The sequence below is a fragment of the Asaia sp. As-1742 genome (assembly GCF_011753235.1).
In the GTDB taxonomy this organism is placed as follows: domain Bacteria; phylum Pseudomonadota; class Alphaproteobacteria; order Acetobacterales; family Acetobacteraceae; genus Asaia; species Asaia bogorensis_B.
In genome coordinates this window covers 416,385-440,400 of record NZ_VWWA01000001.1, presented here as the reverse complement: position 1 = coordinate 440,400, position 24,016 = coordinate 416,385, and the positions used below count along the sequence as shown (strand labels likewise).

Here is a 24,016-nt window from a genome sequence, read left to right as displayed (position 1 = left end):
CGCGTTCAGGAACACCAGAATGGCTGGCTTCGCAACCTGTCAGTGTTTTCATTCTGCCCTGCATGGCTCTGTTCTGACGATTCTGATATGGGTTCAGGCTATCAGGCTGGCGCAAGACCGGCTGGAACAGAATGTGGAGCTTGCCATGAGCGAGACCTTGGACCCCAAGACATTTGGCACCCTCATCCGGGACGACGTGCCTCATGACTCTTTCAAGGAAAAGGCGCGGCACTGGTTCGAGACCCTGCGCGACAAGATCTGCGCTTCGTACGAAGCCATTGAGGACGAGGCAGTCGCCAACAACTCGCCGGTCCTGCGCGATAAAGCCGAGGCCGGTCGCTTCGTGCGCACGGCGTGGAACCGCAGCGAAGACCCGGACAGCGCCCTTCAGGGTAGTGGCGTCATGTCCGTCATGCGTGGCCGCGTCTTTGAGAAAGTCGGCGTGAATGTCTCGACAGTCTGGGGCGAATTCTCACCCGAGTTTCGCAAAAACATGCCCGGTGCCGATGTCGACCCCCGCTTCTTCGCGACCGGCATCTCGCTTGTGGCCCATCCGTGCAACCCGCATGTGAGTGCAGCCCATTTCAACACTCGCATGATCATCACCAGCAATGGGTGGTTTGGTGGCGGGGGTGATATTACCCCCATGTTCCCCGACAGCGCCGAAGCGCAGGAAGATGCTGCTGCCTTCCATGAGACGTTTCGCAAGGCTTGCGAGCCGCACAACCCTACATATTACGAGAAGTTCAAGGCCTGGTGCGACGAGTATTTCTTCCTTCATCATCGTGGTGAACCACGCGGGCTTGGCGGCATCTTCTACGATCACTTCAATAGCGGTGACACCGAAAAGGATTTCGCCTTTACGAAGGATGTCGGCCTGGCTTTTTATGAAGCCTATCCGCGTGCTGTTCGCGCGCGCATGATGCAGCCCTGGACCGAGGCTGAGCGTGAGGCACAGCTTATAAGACGTGGTCGCTATGTCGAGTTCAATCTGATACATGATCGCGGAACCGTGTTTGGCCTCAAGACCGGCGGCAACACGGAAGCGATCCTCATGAGCATGCCACCCGAGGTCAAATGGCCCTGATGAAGGGTGCTTCGGGGCAAACGCCCCGAGGCGTGGCGACACGATTTAGCCGCAATCATCTGGCTTACCAGCCCGTGCTGGCCAGACCGGCGGTGAAAGGGAAGAAGTGCGCTACAGGTTGACGTCTCATGTGACGGGCAAAAAGACGACCCGACGCAGCTTTCTATCCGCTGTTGTCGCGACAAATCTAGCTACCATCCTTCCGGCCTATGCCTGGGAGGATGACGAACGGAGTGTCACGACATCGTCACTGGTCGACTCACCTCGGCTCATTGTGGGTGGCGGTCCGGACTCCCTTCCCGGACAGGTTGCCCCGCTCGTGGCAACCGCTCTCGCAACCGGCCTCAATACGCCTCCCCCCATTGCCGTTCATTATGACATGGGACGTGACGGCGTCACGGCTGCCAATCTGTTCGATAATGTCAGCCCCGAAGCCGATGGCGGCACCGCCATCCTCGCACCCGGTGCTGCGCTGATCGCCTCGCTTTCCGGCGACGCCCGTGTGCATTTCGATTTTTCGCGCTGGGCCGCTCTGATCGTGGCACGCCGCCCGGTTGTAACGCTGGCGCGCGCGGAGTTGCATCGCACCATACGCACGCGCCTGAGCGGGCTGTTCCATGATCGACCCGTCAGAGTAGCCGTGTCCCACCCTACCGGCGTGGAACTCTCCAGCCTGCTCGGGCTTTCCCTTCTTGGGCTTCACCCCCTGCCTGTCGCTGGCTATGCGAGCAAGGCTGAAGCGATGGAGGCTCTCAAATCGGGTCAGGTCGATGCCGTACAGCTTACGCCCGGTCCCGGAGATGACCTCGCCACCGATATCGCGACCGCACCGGAGGGGATCAAGCCTATCTTCTACTCGGGCCCTACCGTAGCCAACGTACCGAGCTTCGAAGCGACATATCTCATGGCCCGTGGTCATGCACCGGCAGGTGCCCTGTTCGAAGCATGGCGTGCCGTCTCCAGCGCAGCCGCGTCAGCGCTTGTCCTGGCATTACCCATGCTCACACCGCCACTGGCCATTGCGCGCTGGCGCCACGCCTCGCAGGAGGCGATTTTGGACAGCGCCTTGCGAAGCTGGAACGACACGCAGCATCTTACGGTGGTAGCCGGCGCCGACGCCGCTCCCCTGCTGAATCAGTGCATGCCGGAACTCACCTCGCTTCTGGCACTGCGACGCTGGATCAACAACAATCAGCCGCGCTGGCGCCAGGGTCAGGAAACACGCCCCACCTGAGGGCACATCCGGACATGATGTGAGACGAGACAGAGCCGCAGATATCCGGCTCGAGTGACGTCGCCTCAAAGGCGGTGACGGGCCCTGAGCAGGATCCGTACCGCTCCCTTATTGCGCTTATGTGTGTGGACCACCGCAAGGATGAGGGGTCGCAAGTCGCCCCGCTCCAGCCAATGGGGCAACTCCTGACGGATAACGCCGCCCTCCTGACCGCTGCCGAGCCCCGTAATCACCTCAACACAGCGAATACCCTGCTTGCTTGCGGCGTGCAGAAAATGATGGAGCTTGTAAAAGGCATCCTGAGCAAAATGCCCGTGCAGGTCGAGCCGCTTCTGCGGCTTCATCTTACCGGTCGCCAGCGCGTTCCATGACGTCGTATCCAGACCCGGCTGCCGGCCATTGATTTCGAGGCGCTCGTGAATCATGGCTGGTTTTGCAGCGGGCGTTGCCACGCGCATCACCTCACGCACCACATAGCGCGGCGCTGGCGAAACCCCGCCGGTCCCAGCGCCCATAGCTTCGACGAGGTCACTCGAGGTGCCGCGCCCCGATGCGACGGCGCCCTTGATCCTGCCTCTTGGCGCGGCACCTGAGCGCCGGCCAGCGCGCCCGGCGGCCCGGAGAGGCATGATCGTACGCGTAAAAGCCTGCCACAACGTTTCGTCTTCAGAACTCAGATCACGTCGCGACACGGCTCTTCCTCGATGACGCGCACGGATACGCGTTCAGTTCTCAGGGCAGTGCGCCCTCATGGCGCATCCTGTTGTGTTTCTGGCGTCTTCAGGGGTGGCTCCGCAACGACCTGTTGCAGTGGCACGCCCTGATATTTGCCTGTCAGGGTTTTGAGGAAAGCAACGATATCGTCAACGTCCTGCTTCGACAACGTTGCATAAGGCGTCTGGTAACGGGCCATCTGACGCACGGCATCCGCCAGAGTTGCGGCACTGCCATCATGAAAATAAGGGGCCGTCAGCGCAACGTTGCGCAGATTGGGCACCTTGAATTTCTGGTGGTCATCAAGCGCATGGGTAAACCCCTCACGCCCTGAGTCCACATCGGTCAGCTCGGCCTTGCGATCCGTGAAATACGGACCTTCCAGTCCCATGACCTCATAAGCATCGCCACCCACGGCCACGCCGCTGTGACAGCCCGAGCAACCAATCGCCTTGAAGCGCTCATAGCCCCGCTTCTCCTGCGCCGTAATCGCGTTGTTATCCCCCTTGAGATAAAGGTCGAACGGGCTGTCAGGGGTGATCAGGGTTTTTTCGTACTCGGCAATGGCATTGGTGACCGTGCGCTGATTGACAGCGTTGGGGCCATAAAGAGCCTCGAACGCCGTATGATATTCCGGCACGGCGGCAATGATGGCGGCCACGGCGGGCCAGTCATGCGACCCCATCTCCACCGGATTGGTCACCGGTCCCGCCGCCTGGGCTGCGAGGTCAACAGCACGCCCATTCCAGAACTGTGCCACGTTGAACACGGCATTATAGACGCTGGGTACGTTGATCGGGCCTTTCTGGCCGTTGATTCCCGTTGCCGTGACGAGATTATCCACGCCCCCCTTGTCGAGCCCGTGGCAGCTCGCACAGTTGAGCTTGCCATCACCCGAAAGACGACGATCAAAGAAAAGCTGCCGACCCAGCTCGGCTTTCGTCCAGTCCACCGGCAAGCTTTCCGGGATAGGCTGAATGACCTCTCCCGCAAATTGCGGCGCGACCCCGGGCGTTGCGTAATAGCGACGACGCTGGTCAGCCACCCAGGCCAGCACATCGCCACGGGCCTTTTCGGTCATGTAGGCATGCGGATGCATGAGCAGATAGGCTGCTGGCGGCATGCGGTTCTGGCTGATCACCTCCTCGATACGCGACAGTTGTTCAACCGAAGGCGGCTTGCCAGACATGAATGCCGCAAGGATAGGCTCAAAACGGAAATGCCTCTGCCCCGCTACCAGATCGCGCTCCATGATCTGGTTGGCAAAAGGCAGCTTGAAATAGAACGGGAGATCCGCATTGCGCGTATGGCAGTAATCGCAGCGTGTTTCCTGAAATGCCTGAAACGCGGCCAGTGCCTTCGGGTCATGCCATGTGGCGCTGTTCGTCGGCAGACGCGGCGCACCCTGATGATCAAAGTGAGTCAGATAAGCGATCGTAGCGCCATAGGCCGCAATCCCTGCGACCGCCAATCCGGCAATGGTTCTTTTTATAAGTCTTCTCTTCCCGGCGGCATCCGACAACCGACAATCCCCCAATTTGTGCAGATTGGGGCAACATGTCCAAACAGGTTGCGCCTGTCAAAGTATTGTTACCAATGATGCTGATAGGTATCGCCGATAGTGTTAATCTATTTTAACGATACGTCATCTCTGCATAAGCGCTACGTGCACGATACATCGGCTCCGGCTTCAGAGACTATGGCAGTCATTCAAGGTCGTCCTGCTGTGCGATCGGGATGCGAGGCGTCGCAGGATTGCCCCTCAGGAAGCTTCATCATCCGTCTCGCCAAGAGCCTCGCGCAGTCGACGCCGTGCGACGGAAACATAGCGGGTATCGATATCAATCCCGATCCCGCTGGCTCCGAGCTCATGCGCCGCCACCAGACTCGTTCCCGTCCCCATGAACGGATCAAGCAGCACGGTGCGCTCGTCATAGCCATGAAGGGTCATGCACGCCGTCGGCAGCGCCACAGGGAAGGTTGCAGGATGGAGGAATTTCTCCTTGCGGTGGCGCACCGTCTCGTACGGGATGAACCAGGTATTGCCCCGGCACCGCCGATCGACCGCGTGGCGCCTGCGATTGATGTTCGACTTGTCAGTGAAGGGAACACCCGCAGCGAGACGCTGGAGCGGCACATCCCCCTGATGCGTCAGGTGAAAGACGTGCTCGTGATTATGGTTGATGAAGCGTGTGGAATTGACCGGCTTGAAATGACCATAGGTCTTTTCCTCGATCGAGACAGACTTGATCCAGACGATATGGTTCTGCAGCACGAAAATATCACGCAGCTGCGTGATCAGTTCGAATGGGAGCCAGGGCTGTGCCGATGAGCCGGCAATATTCAGAAAGAACGAGCCACCCGGTTTGAGCACGCGGGCAATCTGGGTGCAGATGATCTGCATCCAGCCGATATAATCCTGCTCGTCCAGACGGTCATTATAGGTGCGGTAGGCAAGACCGATATTATAGGGTGGCGATGTCACGACAATATCGACCGATGCCTCCGGCATACGGCGCATGACATTGAGCGCATCGCCACGTATCAGGGCGTGGGGACCAATCGCCTCCCGACGCGCCCTGACCTTGTCATGCTTCATCAGGCGGGAGGATGCGGCAGCAGCACGACCATTCGGCCGCGACTGCGCAGTTTTCCAGCCAGCGCCTCCGCCTCGGTGCCCCAGCCAGTGAACAAATCCGTTCGTCCGACACCCTTGATGTCGCTGCCGACATCCTGCGCGAAGACAAGATGCGTCCAATGCCCCTCTGCCCCGTTTGCCTGCGGCAGATGCGTATCGATCCAGAGCGGCACGCCCAGCGGCAATACACTGCGGTCCACAGCAACGGAACGACCGGGCGTGAGGGGTATACCCATCGAGCCGGGGGCGCCGCGATCAAGCGGCACCGTATCGATACGCCGGAAGAACACGTAATTGGGGTTTTGCTCCATGACGCTCTGGGCACGATCGGGATGCGCAGCAAGCCAGGCCCGCAGCGTAGCCAGAGACACATCCTGCGCCGCCATCTGACCCTGGCTTACCAGCACACGACCGATCGGCACATAAGGCTCGCCATTCTTGGCCGCGAAGCCGACGCGACGCACGGAGCCATCGGTCATGACCAGACGCCCTGCCCCCTGGATCTGCAGAAAAAACAGGTCCTCGGGCGAACGCAACCAGGCAATTTCCAGACCGCGCCCCTCAAGCGCGCCACGGTCGATTTCGGCACGGCTGTAATAGGGAACGAACTTGTCGTTCTCCCAGCGCCCTGTCACCCAGTCACCCGCCGTGTCCTTGGTACGAACAAGGTCGGCAGGCTGTCCGTAGAGCGGTGTCTGGAATTCGCCGCCCTTCTGGGCTGAAGCATAAATCTGGGGCTCGTAATAGCCGGTGATCAGACCATCGTTCGCGACCAGATAGGGCGCGAACCATGTCTCGAAATAGCGTCGCGCTTCACCAGGCTCACTCCCGACCGACTGAAGGGCGGTGCAGGCGCCGCTCCAGTCCCCGGCGAGGCTGCCATTGGGAATCGTCCCCTGCGCACCACCGAGATGTGTCTCAGGAGGCAACCTCGTGATGCGCTGGCACTCTGTACGTAGCTCGGGCAAAAGCGAACCAGGCGTTTCCGCTGACCAGCCATCGAGCATGGCATAAGTGACCGGGGTCAGATCGAGGCGGGCTTCTTCCTGTTCCGGCGTGGCGCAGGAGGCCAGGAGGGCAAGGCTGAGCCCAAATGAGAGGCGGGTAATTGTCTTCATGGCAAACCGATTTCGTCATACGCCCTGCAAGCCCCACGACCCGATGAGAACATCAACCGGGCGGTACAGGTCTGCAGAGTGCACATTCATGGGCCAGCCGGAAGCATGATACGCGTTCCGACAACGGAAAGGCTCAGCAGATATCAGGCTGCGCGCGCGGCCGCCAGATGCCAGGCAGCGACTGGCTGGTTCGGGCCTGTTTCACTCTCGAATTCCCATAGATCAGAAAACTCGGTAACGGATTCCGTCCCGATCAGCGGCTGCCCGCCAACATCGTTGAGAATGCTGATCTGGCGTGAGACGATCTGCACGTCGATACGTGCCTTCTCGCCGCCTTCAAAGCGTGTCAGCACGGCGTCGACAATGGCCAGCGAGTTGATGCCGACAATCTCGGTGCGCTGCTGCTGCTGCGCCTCCTCGCGGGCCGTAATGGCAGCGTCAAACCCGGCAAAAGCTTCAGGCGTCAGATAAACACGCAGTTTTTCGCGATCTCCCGTTGCGAAGGCCGTCACGACATCGCGGAAAGCCTTCTGTGCATTTTGCAGAAAGATTTCCGGTTTGAACCCGGGCTGCGCTGCCGCAATCTCGGCCAGAACCTGCCCGACCCGCGTGGCGGGCTGAGGAATATCAAACTTTGCGCCGGGTTCTTCCACGGGCGCCGGCGCGGCCGCCGCAGGCTGCGGGCGAGCAGGAACAGGCGCAGCTGTAACGGATGATCCGCCAACATCGACGCGACGACCGAGCACAGCACGCAGCCGCCAGACCAGAAGGGCCGTCAGCAAGGCAAAAATGACGATGTCGTAGGGGATATGCGAAAGGACGGACATCAGGACTTCAGCTTCCCGCTATTTTTTTCTCGAAGGGCATGTTGCCTAGGTAGAGCGGGTCGTGCGGTGGCACAACTCCCTGCCAATGCCTCACAACCCGAAATATGGTCACATTTGCGCCGGAACCATAGGCTGTTGGCGTGAGTCATCGATCATGCTACCGCCTAGAGGTACGCAATGCAGCTCTCATGGGCTGCATGTTCACAACCGCCCATGCGAGCAATGCGAGGCTTTATGTCCGATACCGTCCAGAACCCGGCCAACGACCAGGGCAACCCGCCCGCCCTGCCCCTGTCGGTCAATCTGCAATACACGAAGGACCTTTCCTTCGAGGTCCCGGCCGGTGCAGCGATTTTCGCAACGCTGCGCTCTGCACCCCAGATCTCGGTCAATATCGACGTGCAGGCCAATCGCCTTGAAGAAGCCCAGCCGGTTTTCGAGGTTGCACTCGCCATCCGCGCCGAAGCGACCGAATCGCCGGAAACCGAGGGCGGTGCAGCGGGCCGCACGGTATTCATCGCCGAGCTGACCTATGCTGCCATCGTCACGCTGACCGACGCCCCCGCCGAGCTGATCGAGCCGATCCTGCTGGTTGAAGTGCCGCGTCTGATTTTCCCCTATGTCCGCAGCATCATCAGCGACGTAACACGCGATGGCGGCTTCCCGCCGATCGTTCTGCAGCCAATCGATTTCGTGGCACTGTGGCAGGCCAAGCGCGCCCAGCAGTTCCCCGAGACCGCAGGCAACGCCTGATCATGCGCACCGGGAGGGCCCACCCCTCCCGGTACGCACGCGCATCACGCGCCTGCAACGGCTGACGCGCCGAAAAACACCTGACATCATGGATATCGCCATCGGCGCCTGATCAGCCCGGCGTCAAGCCGGTCAGCGATCGTCACCTCTCGCTTCGTCGATGATGAAGTTGCATCCCCTGAACGCGTTATGGTGCACGACGTCCTGCCTCTGGACAGATCGGTATCATAACTGGAAATTTCTAAGGGAAATGGCGGAGAGGGTGGGATTCGAACCCACGGTACGCTTACACGCACGGCGGTTTTCAAGACCGCTGCCTTCAACCACTCGGCCACCTCTCCTGCGCTCATCAGGGCATGACCCCTGCGGCGAGAGCCGCCTCTTTGCCCGGTTTTATGTCGGGACGCAAGAGGGCGAATACCTCGGTCCCCTTCCGGATGCCCGGAAACGATGCACCGTCCCCGCACACCAGAAATTCCGTTCTGCAGCATCGTGCCTGATTGACACGTGGCCGACGCGAGAAACATCCGGCGCGGTTTCCTCAAGGTGCGATCGGCAGCCCCCTCACCCCAACAGGTGGAACCATGAAATGAGAACCCAGAGGGCACCTATGAGGAAAATCCCCATCGCAATGCAGGGGAGGACAATCGACCACAGGAAACCACGGGTAGTCTGGGCTGGTTCAGCAATACCGGCCTGACGCTCGAGAGCACTGGCCTGCTCATCAATCGTGAACCAGGCATCATCTTCTTTGCTCATTGCGTTGACCTTTCCTTTTTTTATCGGCTTCAGCCAAGCATGAACAACGCGTTCGGTCCAATCAGTTCCTGGTCAACTTTCGTGGCAGCTTTCGGATAGTGCAGCACTACTATTGCCGGGCCTGAGCCTTGGCTTCTCCTCCTGCAGGCGAAATATCGCCCAGCGGCCATCGAGGCCGTGGTGCGGCCGCAATGCCGTCCTCCAGCATCACACCCGCCTGCTCATGCGCCCGAATCGTTTCGATGGCTGCCCAGCCCACCATGACCGCGTTATCTGTGCACAGGCGTAGTGGCGGTGCGACGAACGGAATATGTGCCTCCTGCGCAACCTGCTCCAGCGCGACGCGAATGGTCGTATTGGCAGCGACCCCGCCGGCCACGACAAGAGAGATGGCCTCTGGCAGCGCCTGGAGGGCATGACGCGCCCTGTCTGCCATCACATCGCAGACGCATTGCTGAAAACTGGCGGCGATATCCGCCGCAACCTGCCGTGGCAGGGCCGCCATGCCATAGGGCTCGATCTGTCGGGCGACTGCTGTCTTCAGTCCTGAAAAGGAGAAATCGCAACCCGGCCGACCGATCAATGGACGTGGCAGGCTGATGCTTCCTGCATTGCCCTCAGCCGCAAGCTTTTCGAGGGCCGGACCACCCGGCCAGCCCAGCCCCAGAAGCTTGGCCACCTTGTCGAAGGCTTCGCCCGCTGCGTCGTCGATCGTTCCGCCAAGCTTTTCGTAATGCCCCACACCGTACACTGCGACGCATTGGCAGTGCCCACCTGACACTAGAAGCAAAAGATACGGAAATTTAATATCGGTCGCGACCAGCCCCGGCAGCCGCGCTGTCAGGGCATGGGCCTCGATATGATTTACTGCGATAAAAGGCCGGTCCATCGCCAGTGCCAGCCCTTTTGCATAATTGCTGCCCACAATCAGCCCACCGATCAGACCCGGACCGGTGCAGGCCGCAAAAGCCCCCATCTCGTGCAATGCAAGGCCCGAATTCTCAAGTGTTTGCCGGACGATATCAGGCAACAGGGACAGGTGCGCGCGTGCAGCAATTTCTGGCACGACCCCACCCAGCGCCGCATGGCCCGCCTGCGTATGCACGGTTTCGGCCAGCACCCGCCCTTCAGGGGAGAGAATTGCGCAGGCTGTCTCGTCACAGCTTGATTCGATGGCCAGAACCGGGGCCTTGAGTGAAAAACATGCCATCCCCCCTGATAACGCGATGGAACGCCATAAGCGAGCCGTCTCTTTTCATGGATCACGCGGTGGAGTAGCAAGATCAGCCATGAAACAGATGACGATGCCCGAAGCGCTCATGACCCAGAGCCTGCAATTGCAGCAGGTTGCTGCCGAAGCCATGCGCCGACAGGCCTCGCCTCATCCGCCGACCTCAAGGCACTCCCTGCCGCTCCGCGTGGGCACGCGTGGCTCACCGCTCGCGCTTGTGCAGACGAGGGCTTTCCTGACACGGCTGACCCGTTTCTGTCCGCTGCTGCGTGACATGGGCGCGTTTCAGGAACACCCGATCAACACGACAGGCGATCAGGTCCAGTCCCGCCTACTGTCGGAAATTGGCGGCAAAGGGCTGTTCGCCAAGGAAATCCACGAATCCCTGCTCGCACGGCAGATCGATTTCGCCGTTCACAGCCTCAAGGATCTCGAAACGGTTCTGCCTGCCGGGCTGACACTGGCCTGCACGCTCAAGCGTGAGGATGCACGCGATGTGCTGATCCTGAGCCCGGCGCTGCGCGACAAAGCAAAGGCGCTGGTCGCAGCTGGTCACTCCCCGCTCGATGCCCTGCCCTTTGGCGCCAGGATCGGCTGTGCCTCTGTGCGTCGTCAGGCCCAGCTGCTGCATCGGCGTCCCGATCTGCGGTTCGGGCTGATACGCGGCAATGTGCAGACGCGCCTCGACAAGCTTGCAGGCGGCGCTTGCGACGCGACCCTTCTTGCTCTGGCCGGGCTACGCCGTCTGGGTATGGAAGACCGGGCCGATATCGTGCTCGACACCGATTTCATGATTCCGGCGGCCGGTCAGGGGATCGTTGGCGTGACAGTCCGCGCGGAAGACCGTGAACTGCTCGACCTGCTGGCGGCCATAGAAGACCCCGAAGCACGCGCTGTTGCAACAGCAGAACGCGCGCTTCTGGATGTGCTCGATGGCTCGTGCCGCACGCCGATAGGTGGCTATGCCAGGCTGCGCCCCAAGGCCCAGCCGGGCGGGCGCGGTCATTTCGGAGATCGCGAGCTTGTCCTGACAGGTCTGGTGGCCCGCGAGGATGGCTCCTTCTTCCTGCAACGCGAGATCTGCGGCGAGCCGACCGAGGCCCTGCGTCTGGGGCGCGAACTCGGCCTGTCGCTCCATGCCGATTCCCCTGCCGATATCTTTGAGGATCATGGCTGATACGCCGCGCCGGACGGTCCTTGTCACACGCCCGGAACCGGGACTGAGCGATACGCGCCGTGCATTGGAGGCGCTGGGCTGGGAGCCTCATCTGGCCCCCATGCTGCGCATCATGCCTATGCCGTTGCGTCCCCTATCCCCTGTTGGTCGTATCGTCGTTACCAGCGGGCAAAGCCTCGACTCCCTGCGTGATGTTCTTCCACTGCAAACGCCGCTGACCGCAGTCGGCGCACGCACTGCCGAGCGCGCACGCGCCTGCGGCTTCAGTCATGTCGATCATGCTGATGGCGACGCCCGCTCCCTGTTGCAGCATCTCGGTCGCCCCCAGTCAGACCCCTCTCTTCTTCTCGCGACCGGACGCGGGCTCGGGGGTACGCTGGCGCGCGACCTGCGAAGCCAGGGCTGGCGCGTCACAAGACGGGTGGTTTACCATACCGCCCCTGCCGGCACGCTGGATGACGCTACTCGGGCGTTGCTAGCCAAACAGCGTATCGCCGCTGTTCTCTTTTACTCGGCCGCGACAGCCCGTGCGTTTCTATCGGCGCTGGGGTCAGACAGCGCACTTCTCTCAACGGTGCGGGCGCTTGCCCTGTCGGACCAGATTGGCGACGCGCTGAGGCCGTCGTCATTCGCCGATATCGCCATCGCCGTACGACCGGAGCAAGAGGCGCTGCTGGATCTGCTCGGCCCATCAAGCGCTTCAGCACACGACACGCAATTCAGGAAAGACGCCCGTTGAACTACCGTCACGCCTATCACGCAGGCAACTTCGCTGACATGATGAAACACGGGCTCCTGCTCGTTATCCTTCGCCATCTGCTGCGCAAGCCAGCGGGTTTTTGCGTGCTGGACACCCATTCAGGCTGCGGGCTCTATGATCTTGACGCAACCGAAGCGCAGAAAACCGGAGAATGGCGCGAGGGCATCGGCGCTTTCCATGACACCCCGGCCCTGCCGGAAACCGTGCCCGAGGAACTGACTGATTACCTCTCGATCGTGCGCAGCTTCAACGCGCCCGATGGTCCGGCAAACCGCTATCCCGGCTCACCCGCGTTGATCGCTTCGGTGCTGCGCCCTCAGGACCGGCTCATCTGCTGCGAACTTCATCCCGATGACGCCCGCATACTCAAAGGCAACTTTCGCGACCAGCCGCAGGTTGCGGTGCATGAACGCGATGGTTATGGCGCGCTCAAGGCCTTTCTGCCGCCGCGTGACCTCAAGCGCGGCCTCGTGCTTATGGACCCGCCTTTCGAAAAAACGGACGAGTTTGATACCCTCGCTACCGCCATGCGCAATGCACGGCGTGCTTTCCCTATGGGCATTGTCGCCGCCTGGTATCCCATCAAGCATCGCGCCCCGGTGCGCCGTTTTCATGATACGCTGCGCGATATGGGTTTGCGTGATATCGTCGATTGCAGCCTCTATCTGCGACAGCCCACCGATCCCGCCCGGCTCAATGGCTGCGGCCTGACCGTCATCGCCCCACCCTATCGTTTCGAGGATCAGGCCAGAGTGTTTCTTGACTCCATCGCGCCCATCCTTTCACCGGACGGTGAAGGCTACGCGGAAGTGACCCGGATCGTGGAAGAATGACAGCCACCTCCCCTCATATCGCCGTTATCGGCGCCGGGGCCTGGGGTATCGCCCTGGCTTGCGCCAGCGCCCGTGCCGGCGCGCGCGTGACGCTCTGGTCACGCTCCCCTGTGGTATCCGGCACGCGAACGCTGCCCCGCCTGCCTGCTGCCGTCCTGCCCGACGCAGTTGGCGTGACGTCCGACCTGCCTGAACACGCCGATCTGACATTGCTGGTAGTGCCCATGCAGACGCTCAGATCAATCGCGCCGCGCCTCAAGGGTACCTCACCGCTCATTGCCTGCTGCAAGGGGCTCGAACTGGGCACGGGAGATCTCCCGCTCGACATTCTGCGCGAAACTCAGCCCGATCGGCCTCACGCTGTTTTGTCAGGCCCGAATTTCGCGATCGAGGTTGCAATGGGCGCACCGGCAGCGGCCACCATCGCCGCGGCATCGCTTGATGAAGCCCATCACTACGTCGGCCTGCTCTCCTCGCCGCATTTCCGTCTCTACGCCAGCGATGATCCGATTGGAGTGCAGATTGCCGGCGCTGCAAAGAACGTGGTCGCCATCGGCGCCGGGATCGCCATTGGCGCAGGGCTTGGTGAGAATGCACGCGCGGCGCTGATCACACGCGCCATTGTCGAGATCGGTCGCCTCGCCGCAGCGATGGGGGGGCGTCCTGCGACGATAGCGGGCCTCAGCGGTCTGGGCGACCTGATTCTCACCTGCACAGGGGCAGGCTCACGCAATTACAGCCTTGGTCTCGAGCTGGGACGCGGCACAAGCCTGGCCGAAATCCTTGGCACACGCAGCACGGTTGCTGAAGGCGTCGCCACGGCGCCTGCCCTGGCTGCAAGGGCAAAGGCGCTCGGCATTGCCATGCCCATTACCGAAACCGTCTCGGCCTTTCTGGCAGGGGAAATCGACCTCGCCCAGGCACGTCGCCACCTTCTCGAGCGGCCCATTACCGTCGAATAAGAACAACGAAAAGGGACAGCATCATGTGGATGCGCAATGAAGCCATGCGTCGCCTCGTCAGCCGAAACCGTGTCATCCGGTTTCTGACATTCGGTATACACAGCATGATGCAGATGAAGCTGCTCGGTGGGCACAAACATCCGGTGACCCTACGCCGGCTCGACAAGGCGCGTGCAGGCACGGATTCACTCCTGAGCAGTGACGAGGCCTTCGTGCTTCATGAACTGGCGCAGGCGCAGGCCGTCTATGAGGGCGATATGGCCGAGTTCGGTGTCTATCGCGGCGCCTCGGCCGAACTGCTCTGCATGGTGAAGAATCACCGCAGGCTTCACCTGTTCGACACGTTCGAGGGTCTGCCCACACCCTGCGCGAAAGAGGGCATGGTCTTTGCCAAGGGTGAGTTCTGCGGAACGCTCGATTCCGTCAAACGCAAGCTCGCAGGGTATGAGAACGTCGCCTTTCACCCCGGCTTCTTTCCAGACTCTGCTGCCTCGCTTGGCGATGAACGCTACAGCTTTGTCCATCTCGATGTTGATCTGTACGAAGCGACACTGGCCGGGCTGACCTATTTCTATCCGCGCATGATCCCCGGCGGCATTATTCTCACGCACGATTATTCCATCATTGACGGCGTGGCGCAGGCTTTCGCCGAATTTCTGGCCGACAAGCCGGAGCATGTCATTGAACTACCCACCACCCAGGCCATGATCATCCGTCACCCCCGTCAGGACTGATCCGCGGGTATTACAGCAGGGGTGGCGCGCCGTGCTCCATGAACGCATGCGTTCATGGAGCGGGCCCCATTTCACGGCCCGTATGGGTCGATGGCTATCTGCCTCGTCCGGGCAGAATATTCCTTACGGCGCCGCGCAGGCGCTCGAAACGGGCCACCATCGCATCGCCGGGCCGATCCATGAAAGCCCATGCCATGAGCGGCATCCAGATCCAGAACTCCCAGAAGAACACCAGATTGATCAGCGCGATCATCCGGAAAGACGGATGACGGCGCAGCCCTGCAACAAGCGTCGGCAGAAACACCCAGACGAAACAGACAAGCCCCACCAGAACAAGAGCCAGCGGATCATGATCATGCAGCCGGTGCAGCAACGCGCTCTTATCCAACATGATAACGTCTCCATCCGTTTCGGTAAGATAACGTTAATCGGCATGGATAGATGACGCAATGCAACCATTCATTGCTTTGAGGTAACTATCTCGCTTCGTGGGACGCACGGCCCTTGTGCCTGAACCATCTCGACAGGAAAAACGGCGCCCGCCCTTCATGACCGAAATAGGCCAGACGCGCCTCGTGCAGATGAACCCTGCCAAACGCTTCGGCCCGTATCAGGACGATCATGATACTGGCCCCAGCGAAGGGGCCGAGCAGATAAACCCAGAAATGCTCCCATGATCCCGATATCAGCGCCGGTCCGACGCTCCGGGCGAGATTCGTACTATCGCCCGAAAGCCAGGCCTCGAAGGGATTAAGCACGAAAAACACCGGACCTGCCGCCCAGGCGGCAAACGGTCTCAGCATAGGCCGCGCACCGCAGAGCAGGACAACAGCAACGAGAATCGCCGTTGTATTGATCTCGCCTACAAAGGCCCACCATGGCGGCACAAATGGAGACGGCACGGTCGCTGCAAAGCGTGACGACTGGCACCAGAGCCCCCAGACTGGCCAGATCAGGCCACTCGCCGCAACCAGCCCCGTTCCCATGACCGCACCTGAAATCTGGGCGAGCATGTAAAACGCCATATCGGTCAAGGCCAGACGCTGGCCCAGACAAAATGCCAGGCTGATGGACGGGCTCAGATGAGCGCCGCTGACACGTCCAAAAGGCGAAAGCGCCGCCAGCGTGGAGCTCAGACCAAAAACGAGCCCTTCCAGGGCACTGAGCAGATTGGGCCAGTCAGCCAGCGCCCTGGCGACGGGGCTATGCGGTGAGCCTATGGCAACGTTGGAGCAGACACCACCAATCATCAGCAGGCAGGTGGCCCAGAACTCGCAAATATAGAGCCGCGTATGAAGGTTCTTGCCCGGCTCGGGCTTCCCCATAAGAGGGCGGTCATGGGGATCGGGATAAAGGGAGTGAAGGTCCTGCTTGCCGGGTGTGTCATCCACCATGCCTGAGCTGTCCCTCTTCCTCTGCCTTCCTGCGCCCTGCCATCCGAGGCGTGTCAGATTTGCGGGATCGGAAAATCCCGCTGCTGACAGGCAAGATCCCATGACGCCCCTGCGATAGCCGGGTCTATGCGAGGCTTTTGGGGGACACTGGCTCAGGCGGCAATAAAAAGCCCCGTGATCGTGGCACTCATGAGATTGGAGAGCGTCCCGGCAATCACACAACGTGAAGCGATCGTCGCGATTTCAGCGCGTCGCTCAGGAGCCACGCTGCCAAAGCCACCGATAAGGATCCCTACGCTCGAGAAATTGGAAAAGCCGCACAGCGCGACCGAGACGATCGCGAGGCTATGAGCAGAGAGTGCATGCGCATGGATAAGCGGCGATAGACCGACATAGGCGACGAACTCGTTGAAGGCGATTTTCTGCCCAAGGAGCCCGCCAACGGTCAGGGAGTCAGCCCAGGGGATACCGATCAGCCAGGCGAGCGGAGCCATCAGCCCGCCCAGAAGCGTGGAGAGGCTCATCCCGGGCAAATGGAGCCACCCGCCCAACCCGTGAAGGACGCCATCGACCAGTGCGGTGATGCCGACAAACGCAACAAGAACGGCACCCACGGCAAAGGCCACGCGGGCACCGCTCATCGCGCCCTCGGCCAGCGCATCGAAAACACCGGATGTCTCGAGCACGGCGCTTGGCATGGGTTCTTTTGCCAGCGCGGCATCCTCCGGGGTGGGCCAAAGAATTTTGGCGAAAAGCAGTCCGCCCGGTATTGCCATGAAAGACGCCGCCAGCAGGTAATGCATGGGCACACCAAGCCCCGCATAACCTGCCAGAACGGAACCGGAAACCGAGGCTGTGCCAGAACTCATGATCGTGAACAGTTCGGCGCGACGAAGCTTGTTCACATAGGGCCGCAGCACCACCGGCATTTCGCTCTGCCCCAGAAACACGGTCATGACGGCAGAAAAGGATTCGATGGCCGTTGTGCCGAGCACACGGCAAAGGCCCTGCCCGATGATACGCGCCAGCGCCTGCATGACGCCCCAATGATAGAAAATGGCAATCAGCGCCGAGACATAGACAATGGCTGGCAGCACCTGAAAGGCGAACACGAAACTGTCTTGCCCGAACAGAGCGTCCATTTTGGGCCCTGCAAGACCGCCGAACAGAAAATGCGTGCCAACCTGCCCATAGGCCAGCACTGCCCCGACGCCATCGGCCAGCGCCCCGAAAAGCCTGCGCCCCCACGGCACGAAAAGCGCCAGGGCGCCGATGCCGCATTGCAGCGCCAGAGCAATACCCACCTGACGGAAATTTATGGCTCTCCGGTTACTCGAAAGCAGAACACCCAGCGCGATGAGCACTGCCATACCAACCAAACCGCGCAGGAACATCAACGGCCCTTCAGTTCATTCATTCCCTGCCCCCTCAGGGCATGAAACTGCGCCCAGGCGGGTGAGAGATGCGAGGAGTTACAACACGATAGAGCGCCAGCGTCGAGACTTGACCTGCGGGAACCGTTCTACTCGCGAAAGGTTTTACTGTGTCGGGATGCTTGCACGCTGTCCAGCGGAAAGCCACAGTGGCGATCAGGCTCATAACGAGGCATGACGGACTGACATGACGACCAGTTTTTATGATTTGCAGATACCCGCCCTGTGCGGCGAGCCGATCTCGATGGCCGATTTCAGAGGCAAGGCGGTCGTGATTGCCAATACGGCCTCGAAATGTGGCTTCACCCCGCAATATGAAGGGCTGCAATATCTCTGGAGCCATTACGGCAAATCCGGCCTTGTGGTGCTGGGAGTGCCAAGCAACGATTTTGGCCAGCAGGAACCGGGAACAGCTTCCGAGATCCAGACCACCTGCTCGCGCAATTACGGCGTCAGCTTCCCTATGGCGACCAAATCGACCGTCAAGGGCAAGGAGGCCACGCCGCTTTTTCGTTGGCTGGCCAGTCGGGGCGGGATCCTGTCGCGCCCGCGCTGGAATTTCTACAAATACATCGTCTCGCGTGAGGGTGAGCTGCTCAACTGGTACACGCCGCTCACCGCCCCCGACTCAGATCGCTTCAAGGCCAGCGTCATGCGTGCTGTGATGGATCGGTAATAATCCTGCCTGACCCTGTGGCGTGTCGGACTCTCTGATGCAACTGCGCCAGAGGCTTTGCCCCAAGCGCATTGAGAAAATGGCTCAGCCTTGGCGCTCGAGGGCAAGGCGCAGGCCGAATGCCATGAAGATACCCCCCGTAGCACGGTCAAGAATCCTTACAGTGGCGGGGCGGGACAAAAACGCCCCCAACCTGACGGTCATGAGAATGAGCAATGTGAACCAGCTCAGCGTCAGCAGCACCTGAATTCCCGCCAGCAGCAGTGAAAATGCGACGAAATTGACCCCGTGCGGGATGAATTGCGGCAGGAAGGTAATGAAGAAGATACCGACCTTAGGGTTGAGCAGATTGGTCGTCAGCCCCTGACGAAAGCTCTGCCAACCAGACAGGGTGACCCCGCGCAACGCGTCACCGGGTGTGGCCTTGCCACGGGGCTGGAGCAGCAGGCGTATTCCGACACTGAAAAGATAGATGGCGCCTGCCCATTTCACGATGGTGAAACCGAGTTTTGAGGCTGCGAGCAACGCTGTCAGCCCGAAAGCGGCGCTTGCTCCCCACACGAAAAGCCCGAGCGTGATGCCGAGCGCCGCACAGAATCCTGTGCGAGTTCCGGAAATGGTCGTGCTGCGCAGAACGAATGCCGTATCGAGCCCGGGGACGAGGGTAAACACCCCCGCAGCAAGGACAAAACTGGTCAGTGAAAGCACTATAGGGCTCATCTCTCGCTCGCCTTGTTCGACATCCGGCTAACCGGGTCCATCCTCTTTTGATGCCGGGCCGCTTTTTGAGGCTAACAGGAAAAAATCCCGCCAACGTGCGGCCCGAGGGGCGTTCTCTAGCCCCGGGAGATAGCTGCCCACAAGAAAAAGCTCGTAGGAGCAGCCATGCCTTTTCTGCACGATCGAACCGTCAGATAATTTCGCGCAGAAGAGCGCGGCCTGTCGGCATGGGGGACAAACTCAGGATATGTCTGGCATTGCAGGCTAGGCTGGCCATACCTGCGTGTGGTCATGACGTAACGACACCCTTTTTCGCCGCGCTCATCCACCGCCACAGGAAAGCCACTCTCTGCCCCGATGGCTGGGCGCCGTCATGCTGATGACCCCGTAGCCAATCCTCCCCGACCCGATGGCGCTCCAGCGCCGTTGCGTCTAAAGAGGCGCGTTCAATTTTAGCTTGTTCTCTGACTGGAAGCCCGGAATGCTCCGAAACCTGATCACCGTCGGTGGTTGGACCATGCTGTCCCGTATCCTTGGTCTGGTGCGTGACCAGCTTCTTGCAGCGTTTCTGGGTGCTGGCCCGGTGCAGGACGCCTATCAGATTGCCTTCAGGCTGCCGAACATGTTCAGGCGGCTTTTTGGCGAGGGGGCTTTCAACGCAGCCTTCGTACCGCTCTTCACCGAACGTCTGACAGCGCATGGGCAGGAAGATGCCTCGCGCTTTGCCTCGCAGGCCCTGAGCTGCCTCAGCGCATGGCTGCTTGGCCTCACAATCCTGGGCGAAGTGTTCATGCCCTGGATCATCGAAATCATCGCACCGGGTTTCAATCATGCCGGGGGCCGCTTCGAGATGGCGGTCACTCTCACGCGCATCACCTTCCCCTATCTGATCCTGATCTGCACAGCCGCTCTGGTGGCGGGCGTGCTCAACGGGCTGCATCGTTTCTCCATGGCAGCCGGGGCCTATGTTTCCTTCAATATCGTGGGCATCGCCACCATCCTGCTTGGCGCGCTGGTGTTTCATGATACCGCCACCTGGACCGCCATCGGAATCACGGTTTCAGGATTCGTCCAGCTTGGCCTTCTGCTCTGGTCGGTCAGACGGGCCGGTGTGCGATTGACCCTGCCGCGCCCCCGCCTGACGGGCGAGATGCGTGACATGCTGCGTCGGCTCTGGCCGGGACTGGTTGGCTCTGGCGCCACACAGCTCAATCTGACCGTCGATACGCTGATTTCCACCCTGCTCCCTGCAGGATCGATCTCGTGGCTCTACTTTGCCGATCGCGTCAACCAGCTGCCACTGGGTGTTCTGGGGGCCGCTGCAGGAACAACGCTTTTGCCCGTACTGACCCGTCATGCAGCCGAACACGACACGGCAGGCGGACAGAAAACGCTCAATCAGGCCATTGATTATGCGTCTATCCTGACTTTTCCAGCCTGTTTTGGCCTGCTGGCCCTTGCCCCCGAAATCATGGCGACGCTTTTCGGCTATGGAAAATTCACGACCGAAGACGCGCTTTCATCAGCGCAGTCGCTACGAGCCTATGCGCTTGGCCTGCCCGCTTTCATTCTGATCAAGGTGCTCTCGCCCGGCTTCTTCGCTCATGGTGATACCCGCACGCCAGTGCGTATCGGATTTCTCACCCTTGCGCTCAATCTTGCGCTCAATCTTGCCCTCTATCGCCCGCTCACCCATGTCGGGCCGCCGCTTGCGAGTACGATTGCGGCTCTGGTCAATCTTGGCTTCCTTGCCGTCATCCTGCACAGGCGATCCGTATTCCGTCCGGATGCGGCTCTGGTTGGCCGCCTGCTGCGTGTCATCGCCGCCTCTTTTCTCATGGCGCTTGTCACGGTCACGCTCGCACGCCTCATCGCGCCGGGTCTGGTCATGTGGCATGCCCTCATGCGGGCGATGATGCTTGGCATCCTCATGGGGCTGGCCGGTGTGGTTTACCTCGCCGCCCTCTGGGCCTTCGGCGTTGCGCAGCCTGATCGTCTGCTTCGTCGTGTGCTGCGTCGCGGGCGGGCCCGCTGAGACAATACCAGGGCCCTGAATTCAGGTCGGGGCGTGATGGCGCCCCACGCATTGCGTCTCTCCGCACCTGCATGATTTACACGGCTATAGGTCGCTGGCTTCCTGACCGCACAGTCAAGCGTTGCAAAATAATCATGGCTCTAAAGCGATTGCGTCCGGTCCCTTAACAGAGAGTTCACAGGACCGCGCTGTAACGTTAGGATTTGTGTCATGTGGCGCGACATACAGATCCGATATCCAGCATGACGACCCCCGCGATTACGGGTGCAATCCCCTGTGCCGAGGGGGCAACACCTGCCATGGCGCAGTGGTTTTCCCTTAAGGCGCAGGAACCCGATGCGCTGCTGTTTTTTCGTATGGGCGATTTCTACGAGCTTTTTTTCGCCGATGCCGAAACGGCGTCGATGGCGCTCGATATCAGCCTGACCACACGGGGAAAGCATAACGAAGAGCCGATCCCCATGTGCGGCGTTCCGGTTGCGGCCGCCCCGGCGTATCTCACCCGCCTGATTCGTCGCGGCTTCCGTGTGGCTGTGGCGGAGCAGACCGAAGCGGCACGGAAGGCTGGTGATCTCCCCCAGAAAGGCCCTCTTTCGCGGGCCATCGTGCGTCTTGTCACGGCAGGGACGCTGACCGAAGACGAATTGCTCGAAGCCGGGCGCCCCAACCTTCTCTTCGCCCTCTCCGCCCCCGCTCGCAAACCGCGCGTGAGCGACGCGTGCGGCGCGGCGTGGATCGATATCTCGACCGGATCGTTTGAAACAACGACGCTGCCGCGTAACCAGATCGAGGAGTTGCTCGCCCGCCTCGACCCCTCGGAAATCCTTGCTGAGCCGGCGCTTGTCCCGGAGCCCTTCGCGCTGCGCATCGCACCCAACATGGTCCCGCCCGGCATCGACTCAGCACAGACGCGCATGGCGCAGATTTTCGAAGTTCCTCAAATCAATATTCTGGGCGACTTCACCGACGAGGAGATTCGTGCTGGCGCCCTGGTGCTCGATTATGTGCGTCGCAGTCAGGCCGGTGCGATGCCCCGTATCGCCCGCCCCCTCAGACGGGATGATTCCGAAACGCTGGGCCTCGATCCTGCAACCCGCGCCAGCCTCGATCTCGTGCAGGCCAGAGACGGCACGACCACACATACGCTCTTTGCAGCAGTGGATCGCTGTGTCAGCGCAGCCGGGCAACGTCTACTCGCCCAGTGGATTGCAGCCCCCTCTACCGATCTGACGCTCATCCAGAGCCGCCAGGAAGGCTGGCGCTGGATTGGTGCCCAGCCGGGGCTGATGGAGGCGATAACGCCTATCCTGCGGCGCAGTCCCGACCTTGCCCGCGCCTTGGGCCGCCTCTCGACGGGGCGCGGCCTGCCGCGCGATCTGGCTGCCACACGTGATTTGCTGCAAGCGGCTGATGCGCTCGTGGCGTTGCTCGAGCCGGTTTGCGATGATGCAACGCCTTCGCTCATCCGGACGCTTTTCGCCGGGCTGTACGGCCGTGCCGATGCCTTGCTGGAAACGCTGGAAAAAGCCCTATCAGACTCCTTGCCCGCCCGTATTGAGGATGGCGGGGTTATCGCCACCGGCTACGATGCCGATCTCGATCGTTACCGTGGCCTGCGTGACGACAGCAAACGTACCCTAGCAGCGCTTCAGCAAAGCTATGCCGAGAAATTCGGCGTTGCCACGCTCAAGATAAAACATCACGCGCAACTGGGTTATATCATCGAGACCTCGGCACTGCACGGGGCGAGGCTCCGGGATTGCCCCGAGCTTTCCTTCAGGCAGGGCACTGCCAATCTGGTGCGGTTCACCACCGAAGAACTGCTCGACCTCGACCGGGCTATTCTGGAGGCTGCCGACCGCGCCGGTGCGCTGGAGCGTCGTCTGTTCGGCGCGCTGGTTGCCGAGACTGTCTCCCATCCTGCCCTGCCGGAACTGGCGGAACTTTTTGCGCTGGCCGATGTGCTGACTGGCAGTGCGCGCCTGGCGCAGGGTGGCACCTGGTGCAGTCCCGAAATGACGCAGGATCAGAGCTTTGCGCTCAAGGCCTGCCGTCACCCTGTGGTTGAGGCTGCCCTGGACCGCGCCACGCGTTTCATCCCCAATGACTGCCACCTGCCCCCCGATCAGCGCGTGATGCTGCTGACCGGCCCCAACATGGCCGGCAAATCGACTTTCCTGCGCCAAACGGCCCTCGCTGTTATCCTCGCCCAAGCCGGTCTGCCCGTTCCGGCTGAAAAGGCCCGTATCGGCATCGTCGATCGCCTGTTCTCACGCGTGGGCGCTGCTGATGATCTCGCGCGCGGACGCTCGACCTTTATGGTAGAAATGACCGAGACAGCCGCCATCCTGCGTCAGGCCGGTCCACGCTCACTTGTCGTGGTGGACGAGATCGGCCGTGGCACCTCCACGCTCGACGGACTTGCCATCGCCTGGGCCACACTTGAGGCGCTTCACTCGCAGCTTGGCTCACGCACCATCTTCGCCACGCATTTTCATGAGCTGTGCAGCCTGTCCGATTCGATGCCCCGGCTGACACCTTTCACCATGGCGGTGCGCGAATGGCAGGGCGAGGTAATTTTCCAGCATGAGGTGCGCAAGGGCTCGGCGCGCAAGAGCTGGGGGGTGCACGTGGCCCAGCTGGCCGGCGTTCCGCTACCGGTCGTGCAGCGTGCCACGCGCCTGCTGGCAGCCCTTGAGCGCGATCAGGGGCGCAGTGGGCCGCAACTCCCACTATTTGAGGCCGCCCCACCTCCCCCTGTGGCGAAAGATCACCTGCGTGAAGCACTGGAAACGATCGACCCCGACACCCTATCGCCGCGCGACGCTCTGGAGGCCCTCTACGCGCTACGCAAACTTGCGCTTGAAACAAAGAACGATTTGACCTGAAGATAGCAAATTCAGGTATTCCTTAACGCCCCTGACCGACGGA

Annotated in this window: 22 protein-coding genes and 1 tRNA gene; 11 read left to right on the top strand and 12 right to left on the bottom strand. The window is 60.9% G+C overall.

Annotation, left to right across the window (positions count from 1 at the left end; translation table 11 throughout):
- The first annotated feature begins 145 nt into the window (after positions 1 to 145).
- Together hemF and F3J08_RS01840 are read left to right on the top strand one after the other, a co-directional pair.
- Entirely contained in the window at positions 146 to 1,087 is a 942-nt protein-coding gene (gene hemF / locus F3J08_RS01845) for an oxygen-dependent coproporphyrinogen oxidase (RefSeq protein ID WP_166928322.1), read from the top strand.
- Between the two features lie 106 nt (positions 1,088 to 1,193).
- A complete protein-coding gene (locus F3J08_RS01840) occupies positions 1,194 to 2,321 on the top strand; it encodes a hypothetical protein (protein ID WP_166928189.1) in 1,128 nt (375 codons plus the stop codon).
- A gap of 65 nt (positions 2,322 to 2,386) precedes the next feature.
- On the opposite strand, the gene F3J08_RS01835 is transcribed toward F3J08_RS01840, so the two are convergent.
- The 5 genes from F3J08_RS01835 to F3J08_RS01815 form a co-directional block, all read right to left on the bottom strand.
- Complete coding sequence (locus F3J08_RS01835; protein ID WP_370458644.1) at positions 2,387 to 3,013, bottom strand: Smr/MutS family protein; 627 nt, start codon at positions 3,011 to 3,013, stop codon at positions 2,387 to 2,389.
- 56 nt (positions 3,014 to 3,069) lie between these two features.
- Positions 3,070 to 4,527, bottom strand: a complete 1,458-nt coding sequence (locus F3J08_RS01830) for a cytochrome-c peroxidase (RefSeq protein ID WP_166928320.1) — start codon at positions 4,525 to 4,527, stop codon at positions 3,070 to 3,072.
- Between the two features lie 270 nt (positions 4,528 to 4,797).
- Entirely contained in the window at positions 4,798 to 5,634 is an 837-nt protein-coding gene (locus tag F3J08_RS01825; RefSeq protein ID WP_166928188.1) for a site-specific DNA-methyltransferase, read from the bottom strand.
- Complete coding sequence (locus F3J08_RS01820; protein WP_166928187.1) at positions 5,634 to 6,791, bottom strand: murein transglycosylase A; 1,158 nt, start codon at positions 6,789 to 6,791, stop codon at positions 5,634 to 5,636. Before F3J08_RS01820 ends, F3J08_RS01825 begins: the two co-directional genes overlap by 1 nt.
- Before the next feature lie 143 nt (positions 6,792 to 6,934).
- Positions 6,935 to 7,618, bottom strand: a complete 684-nt coding sequence (locus tag F3J08_RS01815; protein ID WP_240149058.1) for a Tim44/TimA family putative adaptor protein — start codon at positions 7,616 to 7,618, stop codon at positions 6,935 to 6,937.
- A 234-nt stretch (positions 7,619 to 7,852) separates the two neighbouring features.
- On the opposite strand from F3J08_RS01815, the gene secB reads away from it, so the two are divergent.
- Positions 7,853 to 8,371, top strand: coding sequence for a protein-export chaperone SecB (secB, locus tag F3J08_RS01810; RefSeq protein ID WP_023978446.1), 519 nt, complete (start codon positions 7,853 to 7,855; stop codon positions 8,369 to 8,371).
- A 251-nt stretch (positions 8,372 to 8,622) separates the two neighbouring features.
- Here secB and F3J08_RS01805 read toward each other — a convergent pair.
- The 3 genes from F3J08_RS01805 to tsaD form a co-directional block, all read right to left on the bottom strand.
- Positions 8,623 to 8,712, bottom strand: a tRNA-Ser gene (locus tag F3J08_RS01805).
- A 223-nt stretch (positions 8,713 to 8,935) separates the two neighbouring features.
- On the bottom strand, positions 8,936 to 9,130 hold the full coding sequence (locus F3J08_RS01800) for a hypothetical protein (RefSeq protein ID WP_122039922.1): 195 nt from the start codon (positions 9,128 to 9,130) through the stop codon (positions 8,936 to 8,938).
- A 109-nt stretch (positions 9,131 to 9,239) separates the two neighbouring features.
- Entirely contained in the window at positions 9,240 to 10,340 is a 1,101-nt protein-coding gene (tsaD, locus tag F3J08_RS01795; protein WP_166928186.1) for a tRNA (adenosine(37)-N6)-threonylcarbamoyltransferase complex transferase subunit TsaD, read from the bottom strand.
- A gap of 88 nt (positions 10,341 to 10,428) precedes the next feature.
- Between tsaD and hemC the strand changes: the two genes are divergently transcribed.
- From hemC to F3J08_RS01770, 5 genes are read left to right on the top strand one after another with little or no spacing between them, the layout of a single operon-like run.
- Positions 10,429 to 11,538 carry a hydroxymethylbilane synthase gene (gene hemC / locus F3J08_RS01790; RefSeq protein WP_166928318.1) on the top strand — a complete coding sequence of 370 codons (1,110 nt, stop codon included), beginning with the start codon at positions 10,429 to 10,431 and terminating at the stop codon, positions 11,536 to 11,538.
- A complete protein-coding gene (locus tag F3J08_RS01785) occupies positions 11,531 to 12,277 on the top strand; it encodes a uroporphyrinogen-III synthase (RefSeq protein WP_166928185.1) in 747 nt (248 codons plus the stop codon). The genes hemC and F3J08_RS01785 overlap by 8 nt, the downstream gene beginning before the upstream one ends.
- Positions 12,274 to 13,131 (top strand): 23S rRNA (adenine(2030)-N(6))-methyltransferase RlmJ, encoded by an 858-nt coding sequence (locus F3J08_RS01780; protein ID WP_166928184.1) that lies wholly within the window; start codon positions 12,274 to 12,276, stop codon positions 13,129 to 13,131. The genes F3J08_RS01785 and F3J08_RS01780 overlap by 4 nt, the downstream gene beginning before the upstream one ends.
- The gene (locus tag F3J08_RS01775) at positions 13,128 to 14,093 is read left to right on the top strand and encodes an NAD(P)H-dependent glycerol-3-phosphate dehydrogenase (RefSeq protein WP_166928183.1); all 966 of its coding nucleotides are present in this window, start codon (positions 13,128 to 13,130) and stop codon (positions 14,091 to 14,093) included. Before F3J08_RS01780 ends, F3J08_RS01775 begins: the two co-directional genes overlap by 4 nt.
- A 23-nt stretch (positions 14,094 to 14,116) precedes the next feature.
- Positions 14,117 to 14,827: a TylF/MycF/NovP-related O-methyltransferase gene (locus F3J08_RS01770; protein ID WP_166928182.1), complete on the top strand. Its 711-nt coding sequence runs from the start codon at positions 14,117 to 14,119 to the stop codon at positions 14,825 to 14,827.
- 94 nt (positions 14,828 to 14,921) lie between these two features.
- On the opposite strand, the gene F3J08_RS01765 is transcribed toward F3J08_RS01770, so the two are convergent.
- The 3 genes from F3J08_RS01765 to F3J08_RS01755 all read right to left on the bottom strand — a co-directional run bounded on the left by F3J08_RS01765 (position 14,922) and on the right by F3J08_RS01755 (position 17,615).
- Positions 14,922 to 15,218 (bottom strand): superinfection immunity protein, encoded by a 297-nt coding sequence (locus tag F3J08_RS01765; RefSeq protein ID WP_166928181.1) that lies wholly within the window; start codon positions 15,216 to 15,218, stop codon positions 14,922 to 14,924.
- An 85-nt stretch (positions 15,219 to 15,303) separates the two neighbouring features.
- Entirely contained in the window at positions 15,304 to 16,221 is a 918-nt protein-coding gene (locus F3J08_RS01760; RefSeq protein ID WP_166928180.1) for an MIP/aquaporin family protein, read from the bottom strand.
- Positions 16,222 to 16,373: 152 nt separating this feature from the next.
- Positions 16,374 to 17,615, bottom strand: coding sequence for a NupC/NupG family nucleoside CNT transporter (locus tag F3J08_RS01755; RefSeq protein WP_166928179.1), 1,242 nt, complete (start codon positions 17,613 to 17,615; stop codon positions 16,374 to 16,376).
- 226 nt (positions 17,616 to 17,841) lie between these two features.
- On the opposite strand from F3J08_RS01755, the gene F3J08_RS01750 reads away from it, so the two are divergent.
- Positions 17,842 to 18,330: a glutathione peroxidase gene (locus F3J08_RS01750; RefSeq protein ID WP_166928178.1), complete on the top strand. Its 489-nt coding sequence runs from the start codon at positions 17,842 to 17,844 to the stop codon at positions 18,328 to 18,330.
- Between the two features lie 84 nt (positions 18,331 to 18,414).
- On the opposite strand, the gene F3J08_RS01745 is transcribed toward F3J08_RS01750, so the two are convergent.
- Positions 18,415 to 19,050 (bottom strand): LysE family translocator, encoded by a 636-nt coding sequence (locus tag F3J08_RS01745; protein ID WP_062164858.1) that lies wholly within the window; start codon positions 19,048 to 19,050, stop codon positions 18,415 to 18,417.
- A 481-nt stretch (positions 19,051 to 19,531) separates the two neighbouring features.
- On the opposite strand from F3J08_RS01745, the gene murJ reads away from it, so the two are divergent.
- Together murJ and mutS are read left to right on the top strand one after the other, a co-directional pair.
- Positions 19,532 to 21,085: a murein biosynthesis integral membrane protein MurJ gene (murJ, locus tag F3J08_RS01740; RefSeq protein ID WP_166928177.1), complete on the top strand. Its 1,554-nt coding sequence runs from the start codon at positions 19,532 to 19,534 to the stop codon at positions 21,083 to 21,085.
- Between the two features lie 242 nt (positions 21,086 to 21,327).
- Positions 21,328 to 23,973, top strand: coding sequence for a DNA mismatch repair protein MutS (gene mutS / locus F3J08_RS01735; RefSeq protein ID WP_240149057.1), 2,646 nt, complete (start codon positions 21,328 to 21,330; stop codon positions 23,971 to 23,973).
- The last annotated feature ends 43 nt before the right edge of the window (positions 23,974 to 24,016 follow it).